Source organism: Dyadobacter sp., assembly GCF_017744695.1.
In the GTDB taxonomy this organism is placed as follows: Bacteria; Bacteroidota; Bacteroidia; order Cytophagales; family Spirosomataceae; genus Dyadobacter.
The window spans coordinates 339,852-355,552 of record NZ_JAGIAS010000002.1; the positions used below are offsets into that span (position 1 = coordinate 339,852).

Consider the following 15,701-nt stretch of genomic DNA (forward strand, 5'->3'; position numbering starts at 1 on the left):
ATCGTTCATCGCACTGCCACCTTCCCCGAAACCTCCCTGCTTCCATTTGTAAACCGGTACACATATATCCCGGCCGCCACATTCAGTTTAATATCCGTTTTCTTCTCGAAAGATTTTGTCAGCACTTCCCGCCCGGCCTGGTCGTATAGTTTGATATTCGATTTCCCGCCGAGCTTCGTTTCAACAGAAAGAAAATCCCAGGCAGGATTCGGTGAAACGGTCAGGACGGCCTCCGGGCCACCGGGTACCGAAAGCACCGGGTCGATCTTCACCTCCGTCTGCGCGGTTTCGGAACATCCGTTCACATCTGTAACCGTCACTTCATAAATGCCGGCCTGATCCGGCGCTGCATCATGCAGAAAAACATGTGACAATGGAGACGCGAACGATTTCGGCCCATTCCAAAGATAACTGACGCCGCCTGTTGCCGTAAGCTCTATCGTACCGCCTACCAGATAGGGTCCGCCATTTACCGCCGTTGCATTCGGCAGCGGCATTACACTTACCGGCAGCTCGATCGTTTGGGTAGGCGCTCCTTCCACTTTACAAAAAGCAGAATAGGTGGTTGTCTTTTCAGGCTTTACTTTTAATGAAGGTCCTGCCGATCCGCCTGTCCAGCTTAATGTGCCCCGGCAACCATAGGCCGTGAGCGTTACTTCTTCGCCCACGCATATGGTATCCTTGGAGGCCGTTGCACGGAAAACGTTGGGTGTATCGGATTTGAGCGTCCACTCCACTTTTCGGGTCCGGTCAGCCTTCGCGGCATCATAGCGGCTGACGCCCGTGCTGTCGAAAACAGATGCTGCCAGAACAGCGCCGTCGGGTGCCTGATCGGGTGTAAGCGTGAGTTGTGCTCCCGTCGCAGAAAGTAGTTCTCCGTTCACAGTCCATTGCACCTGTAATGTATTAGGCTTGGGTGCAAGCAACCCGATTTTAAAGGTTTGCGGATTTTCGACTGTCACTACACTCCCCGGCACCGGTTCGGCATTTTCGATCGGATTGACCTGTTTGAGCAGTACCTCAACGGTGGTTTCCCTGCAAACGGCACAAAATTCCTGGTTCAAATACTCCATCAGGCAAGTCCCATTCGCGGGTTTATGCCAAAGTGCCGCATCCCCGGTGTCACCATGCTTGTAAATACCGATCCCTGACTGATTCAGCCAGTTCTTCCACCGCACGAGCGCGGGATTGCTTTCCTTCGTCATATTTGGAGCCTCCCATCCGTAACCGGGACCTGCCCAATACTCGTCGTTGAGATGCGAAAAAGTATGACCGATTTCATGCACGCCTATCGCATTTGCCTGCGTATGAAGTGTATGTACGGCTATACTCCCACCCGAGCCTCCATAAAAAGGCGTATTGACAAGCACCACCACTAAATCATACATTGGAAACTGGTTAGCCAGCAGCGCGTACAGCACGTCGTATTTGGAAATCGTCACCAGCCTATGAATGGAACTTCCGAAAGACGATCCAAAAAAGGTATTCTTCGTCCCGACCGGCTGATCCTTGTAAGCATCCGGCGCGGTCCCCGGATTGCTCACCCCACTTTCCACAGAAGGCGTGCGAATGGCAAAAAAGTTGAAATAGTTGCTATACCGCACGTAGGGATCATACCCAAGAAAAAAATCCGCGAACTTCTTGGCCTCTGTCGCGAATTTCGGAAATTCCTGCTGCGTAAAACCGTCCCCCAGGATCACGACGTTGATGCGATTATCCAGCGGACCGTTTTTATAAAGTGTGTCCACCTGATATTGCTGACTGAAAGCAACTGTTGCAATGCAAATGGCGTAAAATGTGGTAAAAATCCTTTTCATGGCTAATTGAAACTGAGCGTATAGATTCTCACGGGACCCTTTTCAGGTGTGACACTAAAAAGCTCCAACTCGTTGAGTCCCGCGTGCAGCGGCATGCGGATCAGCAAGTTACCTTCACTGGTGCGCACTTCCTCCCGCCGGATGTGGCCCGAAGGATCGCTTACCTCGGCTGCGTGGTACAGCGGATGTTCGAAAAACATTTCGCGTTCCCCTTCGCGGGTAGCGTATCTGGGCATTGCCTTGATCTGAACAGGAAATTCGACGGGCCGATAAAGTTCTTTCATACGCCCGTTGGCCGCCCGGGCGCTCACGAGCGCGACCGACTCATTGCCGCCCGGCTTGCCTGCGACGCGAAAATGAAGGAACAGAATATGGTCGGGTGATCTGGTGTCGTAGTTGGGGATTTCACGGATTGTCAGCACGGATCGCCCCGACCTGCAACCCAGTAACAGGCTGCCGGCGAGTGCGATGGCGACCGCATAGCGTAAACGTAGCATGTGTGATTTGAATAAAGCTGTACGTAAGTCAATGTACAGCTTTATTCACGAATTTCACAGTGCGCGCATCACTTCCTCCATTTCACGAATGGCTATTAAAATGTCTTCTTTCCCCGTTCGGTAATTCACAAACGCGGCTCGTATTGCCGGTTCGCCCGATAGCAAAGTAGGTGTCATAAAAACTTTCCCCCGGCGATTCAATTGATCCAGAAATGCAGGCATGCTCTCCCGGGCAGTTTTCAGACGAAAGCAGACCACATTCAGTCGGACAGGCGCCAGTAGTTCAAAAAATTCGCTCGATTGAATGTAAGCCCCTAACTCCTGTGCGCGGACAATACTATTCTGCACAATCCACTCAAAACCGTTCCGGCCATATGCCGTGAGGCCAAACCAGGCCGGCAAAGCCCTGAATCGCCGCGAATTTTCAGGGAGGAAATTGAGATAGGAAAAATTTTCCGACGGATCGCCCAGGTAGGGCGCATTGGAATTTTGAAAGGTGCTGACCTGCAATCGACTATGCTCCTTTCTCACCAGTGACACCGCACTGTCGTAAGGCACGTTCATCCATTTATGGCAATCGATCGTAATACTGTCGGCCTGTTCCCAACCGGCCAATAAATGACGCTGAGATGGCAAACAGGCCGCAAATCCCCCGAATGCCGCATCAATATGCAGCCAGAATGGGTACTTTTGCTTCAATGCTGCAATAGCCTTAATGTCGTCGAAATCAACGGTATTGACAGTCCCTGCACTGCAATTGACGATAATCGGGCGGTGCCGGTTATCGATCAGTCTTTGCTCGAAGTCGGCCAGGTCCATTGCCTCCCGGCCATCCAACACCTGAATGCGTACCACATTATTGCTGCCTATGCCCAGCATACCCAGCGATTTGATGACCGAAGAATGCGGAGTAGCCGCCATTACCACCAGATCGCCGGACACTCCCTCTCGTGAAACGTCACGGCCCGATCGCTCGCCAGCCCACTGCCTGGCCACGGCCAATCCGGTGAAATTAGACATGGTAGCGCCCGTCACAAAGCCTCCGTTGAAGTCACCCGGCAAATGCAGCAGCTGGCACAACAACCTGATTGTCTCTTTTTCCAGGATTGCGGAAACATCGCCTGCACCCTGCGTACTTTGCGTGTTCTGATCGTAAACAGCTGTAAGCCAGTCGCCAGCAATGGCGGCGGGTGTTGCCCCGCCCGTTACAAAGCCCCAATAACGAGGCCCCGGGCTGGCCACCATCAGCTTTTCATAATGCTTTCTGAAAACTTCCAGGCTGCCCTCGGCCCCTATGCCCGCATCTGAGAGATCGGCAGGAATCACTGAGTGGTCCGCAATATAGGTGGGCTTCTCAGTGAGGTTTTCAAGAAAATCAAGACTTGCATTTTTGACCTGATCCAGGATTGGTTTCAGGTTATTCAATTCATTTTCAAACAATTCAAACATAAACTATCCATGATAATGCGCCTTCACCAAACTGATTTTGCCGGACTCGTCAAGTTCCATCATCTCGGCTGCCATCCTGTTGCTGACGCTTTTGTAATATAAAATCACCGAGTCCGCGCCGGTAAGCACCTCACGCAGCTCAAAATGCAGATCCGTGTAAATGCTCAGGGCCTTCCCGAAGTACTTTTCCAACTCATCCTTTTGGGTAATCACTCCCTCGTCATTCATTCCGAGCTTGATAATGTAGGGAGAATAGAACCGGATGTCGCTGGAATACAGCTTCATAATCGCGGTAAGGTCATGGCGGTTCCAGGCATCAATCCATTGCGTGGCAAAGGATTGCGCTGCTTGTTCTGTCAAATGCATATATTGTTTATTGTTGTGCCGCCTGCACCTGCGTGATCCAGCGGCGATGGTAGTTAATGTGTCCCAAATGCCATGAAAGGTGGGCAAGCAGATGCGTAAGGACCAAACGAACGGTTTGTTCCGGAAACAAATTCACTACATCGTGCGGATATTCCTCCTCCATCTTTTGCTCATCGAGCTTACTCAGTGTATCGACCACGATTTCGTGCAGCTGGTCGATCTCGGCCAGCATTTGCATTCGTGTAAATGTCTTTTGATTGAATTCGGCGTCGCGGTCGCGCACGTAGGCATGCTCGCCCAGTGCAAGGCCTACATACGTACGTAAATTCCCGATCAAATGCTGGCAGAGGTTCCCTCCCGGGTTGATAGTCCCCGGCAATTTCACCCACAAAGCAGCTTCCGAATGGTACTGTTCCATTTCCTTCCGAAGTTTTTTCAGGTCGCGGCTGAATAATGTGATGAATACGTCGCTGTTCATGACTGATTATCAATGTTAAGGTACTCTTTCAATTTTGGATTGGTAACCCTGGTTTACCAGCGGATTAATGTACGCATAAATCGACATCAATCCCGCGGGTAACCTGGACAGGACCAACAGATACGAAGCATAAGCGAGCGCGTACTAATGCTAACGCCACAAAATTCCCGCTCCAAAATTTAATAAAACAGATTCACTTTTGTTATTTTGAAGCATAACAGATCAAAACAGCATCATACATGGTCGAGGAGCCTATCCGGGAAGATTTTCTCTACGCACAAATCGCCGACCGGTTTGCGGCGCAAATCGAAAAAGGCATTCTGAAAGCCGGCGACAAGCTGATTTCCCTAAGGGCACTGAGCAAAGAACAAGGCATAAGCCTCAGTACCGCCTACAAGGCTTATGTGGAACTCGAAAACAAAGGCATTATCGAAGCAAGGCCGAAATCGGGTTATTTTGTGCGTTTTTCGCCACTGAATGCCCCTGAAAGGCTCCGCACCACACCTCCCCGCCCACTGATCGAAAAGGCGAATGTGGACGAAATGATCCGGACAGTGTATAAAACCATGACGTACGAGCGGATCGTCCGCTTGTCGGTCGCCGCGCCTTCCGCAGAGCTGATCCCGGAAGCAAAGCTGAACAAGGCGATGATCGAAGCACTCCGGAAAAGTCCGAACAGCTGCACACAATATGATGAAGTGCAGGGAAATCTCGCATTACGGAAACAGATCGCCAAATATGCATTCAACTGGAAGGGAAATATCAGTGAGGAGGAAGTCATTACCACCCAGGGCTGCATGGAGGCGCTGATTTTCTGCCTGAAAGCCGTCACGGAACCGGGTGACACGGTCGCGATCGAGAATCCGATTTACTTCGGCATTTTCAATATTATGAAAAGCCTCGGCTTAAAAATCCTCGAAATCCCCTGCCATCCCGATGAGGGTGCGGATCTGGAATACCTGGAAAATGCGTTGGAAACCACGCCGGTCAAAGCGGTGCTGTTCGTGCCCAATTTTTCCAACCCCACCGGAGCGCTGATGCCCGATTACCGGAAGAAACAGCTGGTCGAAATGCTGGCGGCGCGGCAAATCCCACTGATCGAGGATGATATTTACGGAGAAATGTATTTTGGCAAAACCAGGCCGGGGACTTGCAAAAGTTACGATAAAAACGGGCTGGTTATGCTTTGTGGGTCGGTCTCCAAGACGCTGGCACCCGGTTATCGCGTGGGCTGGTGCCTTCCGGGCAAATTCAGGGACAAAGTATTGAGCAGCAAGATTACGCATACCGTATCCTCGGCCGCTCCCACCCAGGCAGCTGTGGCCAATTTCTTCGAAACCGGCCGTTACGATTTGCATATGAGGCATTTGCGCAAAGCCCTTCACACGCAATGCCTGCGCTACATGCAGGCGATCAGCGACTATTTCCCGTCGGACACCCGGCTTGTCAGGCCGCAGGGTGGTTACGTTTTATGGATCGAGCTCAACAAGCGGGTCAATGCGTTCGAACTCTTCGAAAGCGCCATTCAGGAGAGCATCAGCATCGCCCCCGGTCAGATTTTCAGCACCGACGCCCGATTCAGTAACTACATCCGCATCAGCTTCGGCGCACCGTATAATGCAGCCATCGACGCCAGTTTAAGGAAATTGGGAGATCTGATCAGGGCGCAGAGCGTTTGAGGCCCAATCAGGCAAACATTTTTCTCAACAAACTTAAAACTTGCTGCGCCGTAGCCGGGTCGAGTTGTCCTATTTTCTTCGTCAATCTTACCTTGTCAATGGCTCTCAGTTGATCCAGCACAATTTGCCCGTCCCTTCCATCGACATGACAATCGATGCGCGTCGGGTACTTTCGGATGGTGGACGTCAGGGGAGCGATGATGACCGTTTTGAGATGACTGTTCATTTCATCTGGCGAAACGATAAGACAAGGCCTGGTTTTCTTGATTTCGCTTCCCAGGCTTGGATCCGGCGATGCAAAGTAGATTTCAAATCTTTGCATTACCATGTCCATTCAGAATCATCAAACGAATTGGGGACATTGCCCATCAGGTCTTCGTCTTCATCCGCCGGTGCGTTCCCGGTGGCAAGACGAAACTGTTCTACCCATCCATCACGCGGATTTGTAGAAGCAGGAAAAATCATGATAGCGTTCCCTTTAATCTCGACATTGACGTATTCCTCAATATCAACCTGGTCCAGCATGGCTTTGGAAAGCAAAATTCCCTGGGAATTTCCGATCCGTCGAATTTTGGTCAGCATAGCACAAAGTTATAACTTGTTATAACAATTCAAAATCCCAGCCCGTTCCGATGTGCAAGTGGCTGACGGATAGTTTAAAAACAATCGCAACAATATTGCAATTAACTGATTTTCAGTACCTGTAACCCTGTTGCACGGCTTTCTAACCTACCTTTGTAATGATCCTGCGGCGGCCCGGGCTGCATACGAGGCAGGTCTTTGTATTTGAATAATTGCATTATGAAACTTGACGAAAATACCTCCGCCCATACACACGACGACTGCTGCTCGACGCAGCCGGATCAACATGCCCAACATAATGGCCATAAGCATGACCACAATCACGATCACAGTCATGACCACGACCATGATCATGACCACGGCGACCATAGCCACGGGACAGGCGGAGACTCCGGCATTCTCAAAAGCCGCTGGATGCTATGGCTCAGTCTGGCGATCCTGGCAGTATTTCTCATTTTGACATACATTATAAAAATAGAACTCCCGCGTACCATCGAAATCGGGATGATGGTGATCGCCTATGTGCTAGCCGGAAACAAAACCGTGGCCATGGCGTTCCGGAAAGCGGGCCGGGGCGATTTTTTCAATGAATTCACACTCATGACCATCGCCACTTTCGGCGCATTTTATATCGGTGAGTTTAGTGAAGGCGTTGCTGTCATGATTTTTTACGAAATCGGTGAGCTCTTTCAGGATATCGCCGTCAGCCGTTCCAAACGCTCCATTAGGGCATTGCTGGACATCCGTCCCGACTCGGTTACTGTATTACGCGACGACAAACCGATACAAGTTACGCCGGACGAGGTTCGAATCGGTGAAAAAATACTGGTCAAAGCAGGAGAAAAAGTGGCGCTGGATGGTGTAATGGTCTCCGAATCAGGCGTATTCAATACCGCGGCCCTCACGGGCGAACCGAAACCGCAGATCATCGAAAAAGGCGAGAAAGCACTCGCCGGTATGATCGCGATCGAAAAGTCGGTCGAAATAGAAGTGAGAGCGCTTTTCAAGGATTCGAAACTTTCCCGCATCCTGGAAATGGTGCAGGAAGCGAGTGCCCGCAAAGCCCCTACCCAACTGCTGATCAGTCGCCTCGCACGCATATATACGCCCGCGGTCTTCCTGCTCGCATTGCTTATTATCGTCGTTCCCGCATTCTTCGTTGCCGAATACGACTTCAACCAATGGCTCTACCGTGGTATGGTTTTCCTGGTGATCGCCTGCCCATGCGCGTTGACGATCTCCATTCCCCTCGGCTATTTTGGCGGCATTGGGCTGGCATCCCGCAACGGGATTTTGGTCAAAGGCGCTAATTTCCTGGATATTATCACGAAAATCGACACGGTTGTTTCGGACAAGACAGGCACGCTTACCAAAGGCGTTTTTAAAGTCCAGAAAGTGGAAACAAGTATGGATAAGGATGATTTTGTGCGAACAGCGGCGTCACTGGAAAGCTACTCGACGCACCCTGTCGCCAAAGCAGTCGTTGCCGCCGCCGGTGCAACTGCATTGACCAAACCGGTTAATGTAGAAGAAATCTCAGGGCACGGTTTGAAAGGGATGGTCGACGGCAAGGCTGTACTCGCGGGGAATACCAAACTCCTCGATAAGTACTCTGTTAACTATCCCGAAGGGCTCGCTTCTCTGGTAGAAACAGTCGTAGTCGTAGCGATCGACAATACCTACGCGGGTTATTTCCTCATTGCCGATGAAATCAAAGAGGACGCTGCCACCGCTGTTGCGGAATTGAAAACCCTCGGCATTTCAACCATTATGCTGTCGGGCGATAAGGAAGCGGTGGTCGATAAGGTTGCAGGGGAGCTTGGTATAGCCCAAAGTTATGGAGGGTTGCTGCCGGAAGACAAGGTCAGAATCGTTCAGGAACTAAAAAATCAGGGCAAACGCATTGCATTTGCAGGCGATGGCGTCAATGACGCGCCGGTGATCGCGCTCGCCGATGCCGGCATAGCCATGGGGGCGCTTGGTTCCGATGCCACCATCGAAACCGCCGATATTGTGATCCAGAACGACCAGCCATCGCGCATCGCCGCTGCCGTAAAGATCGGCAAAATCACAAAATCTGTTGTTTACCAGAACATTTCCCTCGCCATGGGGGTTAAAATAGCAGTGATGGCGCTTGGCGCGGGTGGCGTTGCCACACTCTGGGAGGCCGTTTTCGCGGACGTGGGTGTAGCTCTACTCGCCATTTTGAATGCCTATCGTATTCAGGGGAAGAAAATTTAATTCCCCTCCATTATCCAAATATATGGGAAAGCAACTCGACCGGATCACTCCGGAATTGGAATCGTTCATCGACAAGCAGAAGATCTACTTCGTTGCTACGGCGGCGGAAACGGGTACGGTCAATCTCTCGCCCAAGGGAATGGACTCGTTCCGCATTTTGGGCCCCAATCGCGTCATGTGGTTGAACGTCACCGGCAGCGGCAACGAAACAGCGGCCCATTTACTGCTGAATGACCGCATTACCATCATGTTTTGTGCATTCGAGGGCAAGCCGCTGATCCTGAGACTTTACGGACACGGTAAGGCTTACCATCCCGCCGACGCCGAATGGCACGAATACTACCCGCTTTTTACTCCGCTCGAAGGTGCACGGCAGCTGGTAGACATACAAGTGGACCTTGTCCAGACCTCCTGCGGCATGGCTGTGCCGTTCATGGACTACAACCGTGAACGGGAAGAGCTAAACGCGTGGGCCAGAAAACAGGGTCCGGACGGCATTCACGAGTATTGGGCAAGGAAAAACATGGCCAGCATCGATGGTTTCGACACAGGTATCTTTGCCTCCGCACCATCAGATGCAGGGCAATAAGCACGCAGCAGGTACATCGGTACTAAACCTGCTGCGCGTTTCCACACAGTTTTCCTTGCGCAAACGAAGCATCGAATGCGAAAAACCAATCCGTTTTTTTCGACAGTATACCCTTTCAGAGGCTTCTCAAAGCCACCGATAAATTAGTGAAACCTACCGAAAAATAATTCTTCAAACGACTGGAACGGGAGTAATGCCTGCCACCTTTTCAAGGGCGATGGTAACCCTTTCGATGCGGTCGACGTTGCCGCGACTACTGTCCGAAACTGCCTGTGCTACTGAGGTTAAATAATCCCCACCTAGCTTGGTGTTGAAAAACGGGTCCGCTTCTGCGAGCGCTCCCCGCCAGCTCTTACCGACAATGTTTCTGGATTTGATGAACCTGACCAGCAGGCGCTCCTTAATGGATAGACCACCATATTCGGAGACTCGGGCTTGAAGCTCTGTCATGTTAGTAATAGGGTGTGAAGAAAAATTGTAATTTGCGCTTTACGGATGGTGTAAAGCACGCCCTATTCAAAAGTACAGAATTATTAAACAAACGTCAAGTAATTTTATATTAAACTTATAACTAATGTCAATTGTTGGCGAAAGAATAAGAAAATGCCGCGAATTGGCGGGTTGGAATCAACACAAACTCGCCAAGGCTCTGAAAAAATCGGGCAAGGCTGTGATATCAAACTGGGAAAACGGCAGGAACGATCCCTCCCTGGCCGAGCTCCGGATGATGGCCGAACTCTTCGATACGACCGTTGCGCAACTCGTAGGCGAAGTGCCGATGTTCGAAGAACCCCGGGAACAGTATATCATGATCAAGAAGGACGACCTGATCGATCTTCAGCGCAAGGCGCTCGAACTCGAAGCCGACCGCATCAGTACCCTGAAGGAACAATTGGAACAGGCCCAAAAAGGTACTGATACTGACGAGGAACCTGCATCATAAAGCCAGGTTCCGCTGAAACAACGATCTGAAACCCAAGGCGCAGGCACAACTGGTAACGATCAGCAAAATCCACAAAGCGCTGTATCCCCAATGCCCGGCCACATACGCTCCAACTACGGGTCCGATGATCTGCGCCACAGCCTGAGACACCGAATAGGCCGCCGAATATTTGCCCCTGTTCAGATCGCTGGCCCGGTTCATAACGAAAGTGCTCAGGTAAGGAAACGCCAGCATTTCGCCCGTCGTAAACAGCACAACCGTCGCGACGGCCAGGATTACCGGTAAAACATGCGGTACAATCAGCGCCAGGAATGCCATCGCACTGAAAAGCGGGCCCGAAACCATGTAAAAGTAATCGGGTTTCCGGTTGGCTAGATTTTGCACCAGTACCATTTCAAACAAGGCGATGATCAGCCCATTCATGCCCAGCATAATCCCTATGGTCGATTCGCCAATGCCCATTTCCTCCTTCCAGTACACCGGCACAAGCCTGAATAGCACCACAAAGCACAGCATATAAAGAGTGACCATTACCAGGAACCTTACAAAAAACGCATCCTTCCAGGGAGAAGCGGTACTGACATCGGCCTCGGCAGGCAGGTCATTTTTCGTAACGTGCTTTCTTTTTGGCAATAGTATAACAATGAGCAAACCCGCCAACACATATACTACACCGTCAACCCAGAATAGCAGGTGGTAGTTAATGGCGGCCAGTACCCCTCCCACACCGGTACCAAATCCGAAACCAATATTTGTGGCAAGCCTGTTAAGCGCGTACGAGCGGATAAGGTTTTCCGGTGTGGAATAGGCCGCAATGGCTGTTTGATTCGCCGGTTTGAATGCTTCTACAAAAAAACTGAGGACAATGATCAACACACAAAGCAGTTCAAAATCGCTTACGAGGCTAAAAAGGGCAAAGAATATACCGCTCAATATCAGACTCCCGATCTGTACGGGTTGAAAGCCGAGCTTGTCGGTGAGGTAGCCGCCCGCCATTGCGCCCAAAACCGAGCCTACACCGAACAGCGTAATGATTAGCCCGGCATCCTCAATGCTTCGATGCAGGCTTTGGGTAATATACATACTCATAAAGGGCACGGCCATATACCCGCAACGGTTGACCAATATTACGAGGCTCAGCAACCAGGTTTCCCTGCTGAGCCCGGTAAACGATACCCTGTAAGCCTCAATAACTCTCCTGATCATAGCAAATCCTTGATAATCTTTACGCTTTCTTCTAATTCGTCCGGATTAGAAGAAGCGAATCCCAGGCGTATATAGTTCCTGAACTGTGCGGGGTATCCCGCAACTTTTCCATTGGCAAAATACAAATCCCTTTGCGCAGCCTTTTCCGCGAGCCTCGGAATATCGATTTTCGGGTCAAAGCGCGCCCATACCGCCATTCCACCGTCGGGGATCTCAAAACTGATATGATCGGGCAGTTCGTGCCTCAAAAGTTCGCAAAACAAATCCCGGCGCTGCTTGTACACCCGCACCGATTTCCGCAAATGCCGCTGAATGACGCCGGTTTGAAGGAGCTCGGCGATCGCGTTTTCGAGCATCGTGTCGCCCTGCCGGTCGATAATACGCCGGAGCGACGCCAGGTGCGCAATGACATCCTCCGGTCCAACGAGGTAACCAATGCGAAATGCGGGCGAAATCGTTTTCGTGAATGACCCGCAGTAGAGTACCATTCCGGCCTGATCCGCTCCGAAAAGCGGCAATAGCGGCTTGCTGAGATAGTGGAAATCATAGTCGTAATCATCCTCAAAAATCACAAAACCATACTTTTCAGCGAGTTTTAGGAGTTTAATGCGGCGATCGGGCCGCAATGCGACGGTGGTAGGATACTGATGATGGGAAGTAACGTACACCATTCTCACAGGCTGTTTCAAACATAGATCTTCCACCGCATCGATATCCATACCATGCTCGTCCACGGGAACATGACAAATATGGGCGCCGGCCTGAATAAAGTTCATGGTTGCTCCGAACCACCCGGGAGAATCTGTGACAACGCAATCGCCGGGCTTCACCAGGCTTGTTACGGACAGGTACATTCCCATAATCATTCCCCGCACGATCAATATATTCGCCGGGGAAGTTTTAAGACCGCGGGTTTCATTCAAATGAGCCGACAACTCCTGCCGCAACCAGTTTGTCCCGGTCGTCTCGCCATAACCGAGCCGGGCGTAGGAGTTACCATGTAATAACTGGCTCCGGTGGGCCCGCGACAAGTCTTCCAGGGGGGCGAGCCGCGGATCTGGAAACCCGTCGTCGAGATGGAGCCGCGCACCTGCTTTCAGCACGGCGCGTTCGAGGTGAGCAGGTTTTTCGAATTGGAACCCTGCTTTTTTGAGTGGATCTCTGTCCGCAGTTCTTTCCACCATGAACGGAAGCGGGCGCAAATCGGGCAGGTTTCTGGCTACAAATGTCCCATTTCCGGTCTGACTTTCCAGCCAGCCCTGCGCCAGCAATTCGTCATATGCCTGCACGACAGTCCGTCTATGCACTTTCAAAATAGAAGCCAACTGCCTGGTACTCAAAAGACGGTAACCAGATTGCAATGTCCCGTTCTTGATCAGCGACATCAACTGATTGGCAATCTGAAGATATACAGGCTGCTTCCCGCCTTTTTCGGGAGTGATCAGCGTGGAAAGCACATTCATCATAATTGGACCACCACTATTTAAAATATTGGATTAAAGAGGTAGGCCAATTAAGCCATAATTTTGAAGAAAAACAACGCCTATGAGCACACCACCACCCTACCTCGTACCCAGCCGGGCAGCCAAGCGCACGCATTACGAGCACGAAACGATCTCCGCTATCCTCGACGAAGCACTATTTTGCACTATTAGCTATGCAGTGGACAATAAGCCGTTCTCCATTCCAACGGCTTTTGTCCGCTATGAAGACAAAATCTATATCCACGGTTCCGTTGGCAGTCATTTCATCAGAACAATCGAAACGGGAATCCCGGTCTGCATTTCAGTCATGCTTACCGACTCGCTTGTTGTCGCGAAATCTGCATTCAGCCATTCGGTCAACTACCGGTCAGTGGTTATTTTTTCCAAAGCGGAGAAGGTCGAAGACATTGAAACAAAACGGGCGGCATTTGAATGGCTTACCAATAAAATAGTGCCCGAGAGCTGGGATTACCTTCGACCAATGACCGACAGCGAAGTGAAAAAGACCACTGCACTGGCATTTTCCTTCGACGAAGCTTCGGCCAAAATGCGTGAAGGAATGCCGAAAGACGAGCCGGAGGATCAGGAACTGCCTATTTGGTCGGGACTGATTCCGCTGCAAACCTTACGCGGCAAACCGGTTGCCGACGAATCGAGCCAAAATATTCCACTTCCTCAACATTTAAGTTAGCCGCATGCAACTTTGATACCGGTTTGAGCATCTTTCGGGCAAATTCACCTGCAATATCACACCCAAATGTTGCACTTCATGTCAGGAAAGGAAATATTCGACCGGTATCAACTGGCGGCTTTAAAGAACGGACTGGGTTCTCACGAGTTCAATTACGGGAACATTTTGTACCAGGCATTGCGCATCGAGGGGGAAGAAAAGGTTTTCCAACTGCTTGAATTGGCCGAAAATACCGGCAAACGTATCGCACTGGCTTATTCTGCGTTGCACACCGAAAGCGGAGGCGAGCCGAATATGGTAATCCTCGTCTGAACACCCCCTACACACAAAAATTCCTGCCTCAATCGCCGCGATTTCCTTTGATTTGCGGGCATCCGTACCGAATTTTGGTGTCTACGAATGCCTGATTGAACTTGCAAATAATATGGAATTTCTCGTCGTCATCGCCTTTTTCGGCTATATCTACTATCTACGCAATTACGCCGACCTCCGCACACCCAGTGAAAAGGAAGCTGCAACGCTCTCCGAAGGGATAAAGCTTTACGAAAACGGACAAACCGACGAAGCCTTCGCGTATTTCGATTCCAGGATCCGGCAAAAGCCTAAATCGTGCATTGCATATCTGTACCGGGGTTTATGTCAGAAAAAGCTTCGGGATCCTGACGCGGCGTTGGCCGACATACAGGCGGGGCTGAGCTATGACGACCAGGTTTTCCTGCTCCACCTCGAACTTGGAAAATTATATCTCGATCAACAGCAACCCGACCAGGCGCTGATAGCCCTTAACAAGGCCGTTGCACTGGCCGAAGAAACCAGTACCGACGTATATCATTGGCGGGCAAATGCATTAACGCAGCTCGGCCGTGAAACCGACGCCATGCGCGACGCCGCGCGTGAAGCCGAATTGAAAGAAATTTTAATGGTTAATCCCAAATCGGCTGCCGCTTCTGCCGCTCCGTTCTTCGACAAGCGGCTGGTTATCAATATGGTGATGATCCTTCTGACAAGCGCGTTGCTCGTGTACGTTATCAAAAATGCGGAAAGCATTCACCTGCCATACCTCGTCGCTGTTTTTGCGGCGATTTCAATCGGTTTTGTCGAACCTCACAAAGGCTGGCTGCTGGCCATCATGCAATGCATTCTCCTGGCTGCGGGCTACTTTTTGCTTACTTCCCGCCCCGACGATCAGGGCCGGCAGGAGCTGGAAAATTTCAGCCTCTATGGCTCCATGATACTGACTTTTGCCGCCAGTTTCCTGGGAGGTTTTTTAAAGCGGGCACTGAATATGAAATAAGAACGGCAGCCTGTACCCGATTGCCGTTCCTGCGCATCATCTGCGAATTGAGATTCTTTTCGAAATCATGGACCCATCCCAGCATGTGATCACCAGGGAATAAAGTCCTCGTTTCAAATGCGACACGTCGACCGTACCATTTTGTTTTTCCTTTAATGAAATTGCCTGCCCCGAGCGCGTCCAGGCTACAATTGTTGCAACCTCCATCCTCGACATACCGGCAATTCGCACTTCATCCACGGCCGGATTAGGAGAAATAGTGACCTCTCGCTTCAAATCTTCTGTTCTTTTCATGTTTGGGTGCAAGTGGGTATCTGGCACGTTTGAACCAGTGCGTGTGAATAATCCCCGCAATTTGAAAATACCCCCCACCTCTGTCAAATAC

Annotated in this window: 18 protein-coding genes; 7 read left to right on the top strand and 11 right to left on the bottom strand. The window is 50.8% G+C overall.

Annotated features, from left to right (window positions below; genetic code table 11):
* Positions 1-5: 5 nt before the first annotated feature.
* Genes J7619_RS08945 through J7619_RS08965 form a run of 5 tightly spaced genes read right to left on the bottom strand, consistent with a single transcriptional unit; the run spans position 6 to position 4,607 of the window.
* Positions 6-1,817 carry a M64 family metallopeptidase gene (locus tag J7619_RS08945; protein WP_291197104.1) on the bottom strand — a complete coding sequence of 604 codons (1,812 nt, stop codon included), beginning with the start codon at positions 1,815-1,817 and terminating at the stop codon, positions 6-8.
* Positions 1,818-1,819: 2 nt separating this feature from the next.
* A complete protein-coding gene (locus J7619_RS08950; protein WP_291197106.1) occupies positions 1,820-2,314 on the bottom strand; it encodes a hypothetical protein in 495 nt (164 codons plus the stop codon).
* Between the two features lie 54 nt (positions 2,315-2,368).
* On the bottom strand, positions 2,369-3,763 hold the full coding sequence (locus J7619_RS08955; RefSeq protein WP_291197108.1) for a pyridoxal-dependent decarboxylase: 1,395 nt from the start codon (positions 3,761-3,763) through the stop codon (positions 2,369-2,371).
* A 3-nt stretch (positions 3,764-3,766) separates the two neighbouring features.
* Positions 3,767-4,129, bottom strand: a complete 363-nt coding sequence (locus J7619_RS08960) for a nuclear transport factor 2 family protein (protein ID WP_291197110.1) — start codon at positions 4,127-4,129, stop codon at positions 3,767-3,769.
* Positions 4,130-4,136: 7 nt separating this feature from the next.
* Positions 4,137-4,607, bottom strand: a complete 471-nt coding sequence (locus J7619_RS08965) for a DUF1572 family protein (protein WP_291197112.1) — start codon at positions 4,605-4,607, stop codon at positions 4,137-4,139.
* 239 nt (positions 4,608-4,846) lie between these two features.
* On the opposite strand from J7619_RS08965, the gene J7619_RS08970 reads away from it, so the two are divergent.
* The gene (locus J7619_RS08970; RefSeq protein WP_291197114.1) at positions 4,847-6,286 is read left to right on the top strand and encodes a PLP-dependent aminotransferase family protein; all 1,440 of its coding nucleotides are present in this window, start codon (positions 4,847-4,849) and stop codon (positions 6,284-6,286) included.
* A gap of 7 nt (positions 6,287-6,293) precedes the next feature.
* On the opposite strand, the gene J7619_RS08975 is transcribed toward J7619_RS08970, so the two are convergent.
* Both J7619_RS08975 and J7619_RS08980 read right to left on the bottom strand, forming a co-directional pair.
* On the bottom strand, positions 6,294-6,608 hold the full coding sequence (locus tag J7619_RS08975; RefSeq protein ID WP_291197116.1) for a type II toxin-antitoxin system PemK/MazF family toxin: 315 nt from the start codon (positions 6,606-6,608) through the stop codon (positions 6,294-6,296).
* Positions 6,608-6,868, bottom strand: a complete 261-nt coding sequence (locus tag J7619_RS08980; RefSeq protein WP_291197118.1) for a hypothetical protein — start codon at positions 6,866-6,868, stop codon at positions 6,608-6,610. Before J7619_RS08980 ends, J7619_RS08975 begins: the two co-directional genes overlap by 1 nt.
* Positions 6,869-7,087: 219 nt before the next feature.
* Here J7619_RS08980 and J7619_RS08985 point away from each other — a divergent pair, with 219 nt between their 5' ends.
* Entirely contained in the window at positions 7,088-9,109 is a 2,022-nt protein-coding gene (locus tag J7619_RS08985; RefSeq protein WP_291197120.1) for a heavy metal translocating P-type ATPase, read from the top strand.
* Between the two features lie 22 nt (positions 9,110-9,131).
* Entirely contained in the window at positions 9,132-9,698 is a 567-nt protein-coding gene (locus J7619_RS08990; protein WP_291197122.1) for a pyridoxamine 5'-phosphate oxidase family protein, read from the top strand.
* Positions 9,699-9,869: 171 nt separating this feature from the next.
* Here J7619_RS08990 and J7619_RS08995 read toward each other — a convergent pair whose 3' ends face one another.
* Positions 9,870-10,148, bottom strand: a complete 279-nt coding sequence (locus J7619_RS08995) for a hypothetical protein (protein ID WP_291197124.1) — start codon at positions 10,146-10,148, stop codon at positions 9,870-9,872.
* A gap of 124 nt (positions 10,149-10,272) precedes the next feature.
* Here J7619_RS08995 and J7619_RS09000 point away from each other — a divergent pair, with 124 nt between their 5' ends.
* Positions 10,273-10,641: a helix-turn-helix domain-containing protein gene (locus J7619_RS09000; protein ID WP_291197126.1), complete on the top strand. Its 369-nt coding sequence runs from the start codon at positions 10,273-10,275 to the stop codon at positions 10,639-10,641.
* Here the strand turns inward: J7619_RS09000 and J7619_RS09005 are convergent.
* Positions 10,636-11,847, bottom strand: coding sequence for an MFS transporter (locus J7619_RS09005; RefSeq protein ID WP_291197128.1), 1,212 nt, complete (start codon positions 11,845-11,847; stop codon positions 10,636-10,638). The two genes, J7619_RS09000 and J7619_RS09005, sit on opposite strands and share 6 nt — an antisense overlap.
* Positions 11,844-13,313 (bottom strand): PLP-dependent aminotransferase family protein, encoded by a 1,470-nt coding sequence (locus J7619_RS09010; RefSeq protein ID WP_291197130.1) that lies wholly within the window; start codon positions 13,311-13,313, stop codon positions 11,844-11,846. Before J7619_RS09010 ends, J7619_RS09005 begins: the two co-directional genes overlap by 4 nt.
* 79 nt (positions 13,314-13,392) lie before the next feature.
* Here J7619_RS09010 and J7619_RS09015 point away from each other — a divergent pair, with 79 nt between their 5' ends.
* The 3 genes from J7619_RS09015 to J7619_RS09025 all read left to right on the top strand — a co-directional run bounded on the left by J7619_RS09015 (position 13,393) and on the right by J7619_RS09025 (position 15,316).
* Positions 13,393-14,022, top strand: a complete 630-nt coding sequence (locus tag J7619_RS09015; RefSeq protein WP_291197132.1) for a pyridoxamine 5'-phosphate oxidase family protein — start codon at positions 13,393-13,395, stop codon at positions 14,020-14,022.
* Between the two features lie 78 nt (positions 14,023-14,100).
* On the top strand, positions 14,101-14,334 hold the full coding sequence (locus tag J7619_RS09020) for a hypothetical protein (protein ID WP_291197134.1): 234 nt from the start codon (positions 14,101-14,103) through the stop codon (positions 14,332-14,334).
* 112 nt (positions 14,335-14,446) lie between these two features.
* Positions 14,447-15,316 (top strand): tetratricopeptide repeat protein, encoded by an 870-nt coding sequence (locus tag J7619_RS09025; RefSeq protein ID WP_291197136.1) that lies wholly within the window; start codon positions 14,447-14,449, stop codon positions 15,314-15,316.
* Positions 15,317-15,352: 36 nt separating this feature from the next.
* On the opposite strand, the gene J7619_RS09030 is transcribed toward J7619_RS09025, so the two are convergent.
* On the bottom strand, positions 15,353-15,610 hold the full coding sequence (locus J7619_RS09030) for a T9SS type A sorting domain-containing protein (RefSeq protein WP_291197138.1): 258 nt from the start codon (positions 15,608-15,610) through the stop codon (positions 15,353-15,355).
* Positions 15,611-15,701 lie beyond the last annotated feature (91 nt).

Bases quoted from the DNA above. Each gene is read 5' to 3' on its own strand.
- J7619_RS08945 (WP_291197104.1), bottom strand. From the start codon at position 1,817: ATGAAAAGGATTTTTACCACATTTTACGCCATTTGCATTGCAACAGTT.
- J7619_RS08950 (WP_291197106.1), bottom strand. From the start codon at position 2,314: ATGCTACGTTTACGCTATGCGGTCGCCATCGCACTCGCCGGCAGCCTG.
- J7619_RS08955 (WP_291197108.1), bottom strand. From the start codon at position 3,763: ATGTTTGAATTGTTTGAAAATGAATTGAATAACCTGAAACCAATCCTG.
- J7619_RS08960 (WP_291197110.1), bottom strand. From the start codon at position 4,129: ATGCATTTGACAGAACAAGCAGCGCAATCCTTTGCCACGCAATGGATT.
- J7619_RS08965 (WP_291197112.1), bottom strand. From the start codon at position 4,607: ATGAACAGCGACGTATTCATCACATTATTCAGCCGCGACCTGAAAAAA.
- J7619_RS08970 (WP_291197114.1), top strand. From the start codon at position 4,847: ATGGTCGAGGAGCCTATCCGGGAAGATTTTCTCTACGCACAAATCGCC.
- J7619_RS08975 (WP_291197116.1), bottom strand. From the start codon at position 6,608: ATGCAAAGATTTGAAATCTACTTTGCATCGCCGGATCCAAGCCTGGGA.
- J7619_RS08980 (WP_291197118.1), bottom strand. From the start codon at position 6,868: ATGCTGACCAAAATTCGACGGATCGGAAATTCCCAGGGAATTTTGCTT.
- J7619_RS08985 (WP_291197120.1), top strand. From the start codon at position 7,088: ATGAAACTTGACGAAAATACCTCCGCCCATACACACGACGACTGCTGC.
- J7619_RS08990 (WP_291197122.1), top strand. From the start codon at position 9,132: ATGGGAAAGCAACTCGACCGGATCACTCCGGAATTGGAATCGTTCATC.
- J7619_RS08995 (WP_291197124.1), bottom strand. From the start codon at position 10,148: ATGACAGAGCTTCAAGCCCGAGTCTCCGAATATGGTGGTCTATCCATT.
- J7619_RS09000 (WP_291197126.1), top strand. From the start codon at position 10,273: ATGTCAATTGTTGGCGAAAGAATAAGAAAATGCCGCGAATTGGCGGGT.
- J7619_RS09005 (WP_291197128.1), bottom strand. From the start codon at position 11,847: ATGATCAGGAGAGTTATTGAGGCTTACAGGGTATCGTTTACCGGGCTC.
- J7619_RS09010 (WP_291197130.1), bottom strand. From the start codon at position 13,313: ATGATGAATGTGCTTTCCACGCTGATCACTCCCGAAAAAGGCGGGAAG.
- J7619_RS09015 (WP_291197132.1), top strand. From the start codon at position 13,393: ATGAGCACACCACCACCCTACCTCGTACCCAGCCGGGCAGCCAAGCGC.
- J7619_RS09020 (WP_291197134.1), top strand. From the start codon at position 14,101: ATGTCAGGAAAGGAAATATTCGACCGGTATCAACTGGCGGCTTTAAAG.
- J7619_RS09025 (WP_291197136.1), top strand. From the start codon at position 14,447: ATGGAATTTCTCGTCGTCATCGCCTTTTTCGGCTATATCTACTATCTA.
- J7619_RS09030 (WP_291197138.1), bottom strand. From the start codon at position 15,610: ATGAAAAGAACAGAAGATTTGAAGCGAGAGGTCACTATTTCTCCTAAT.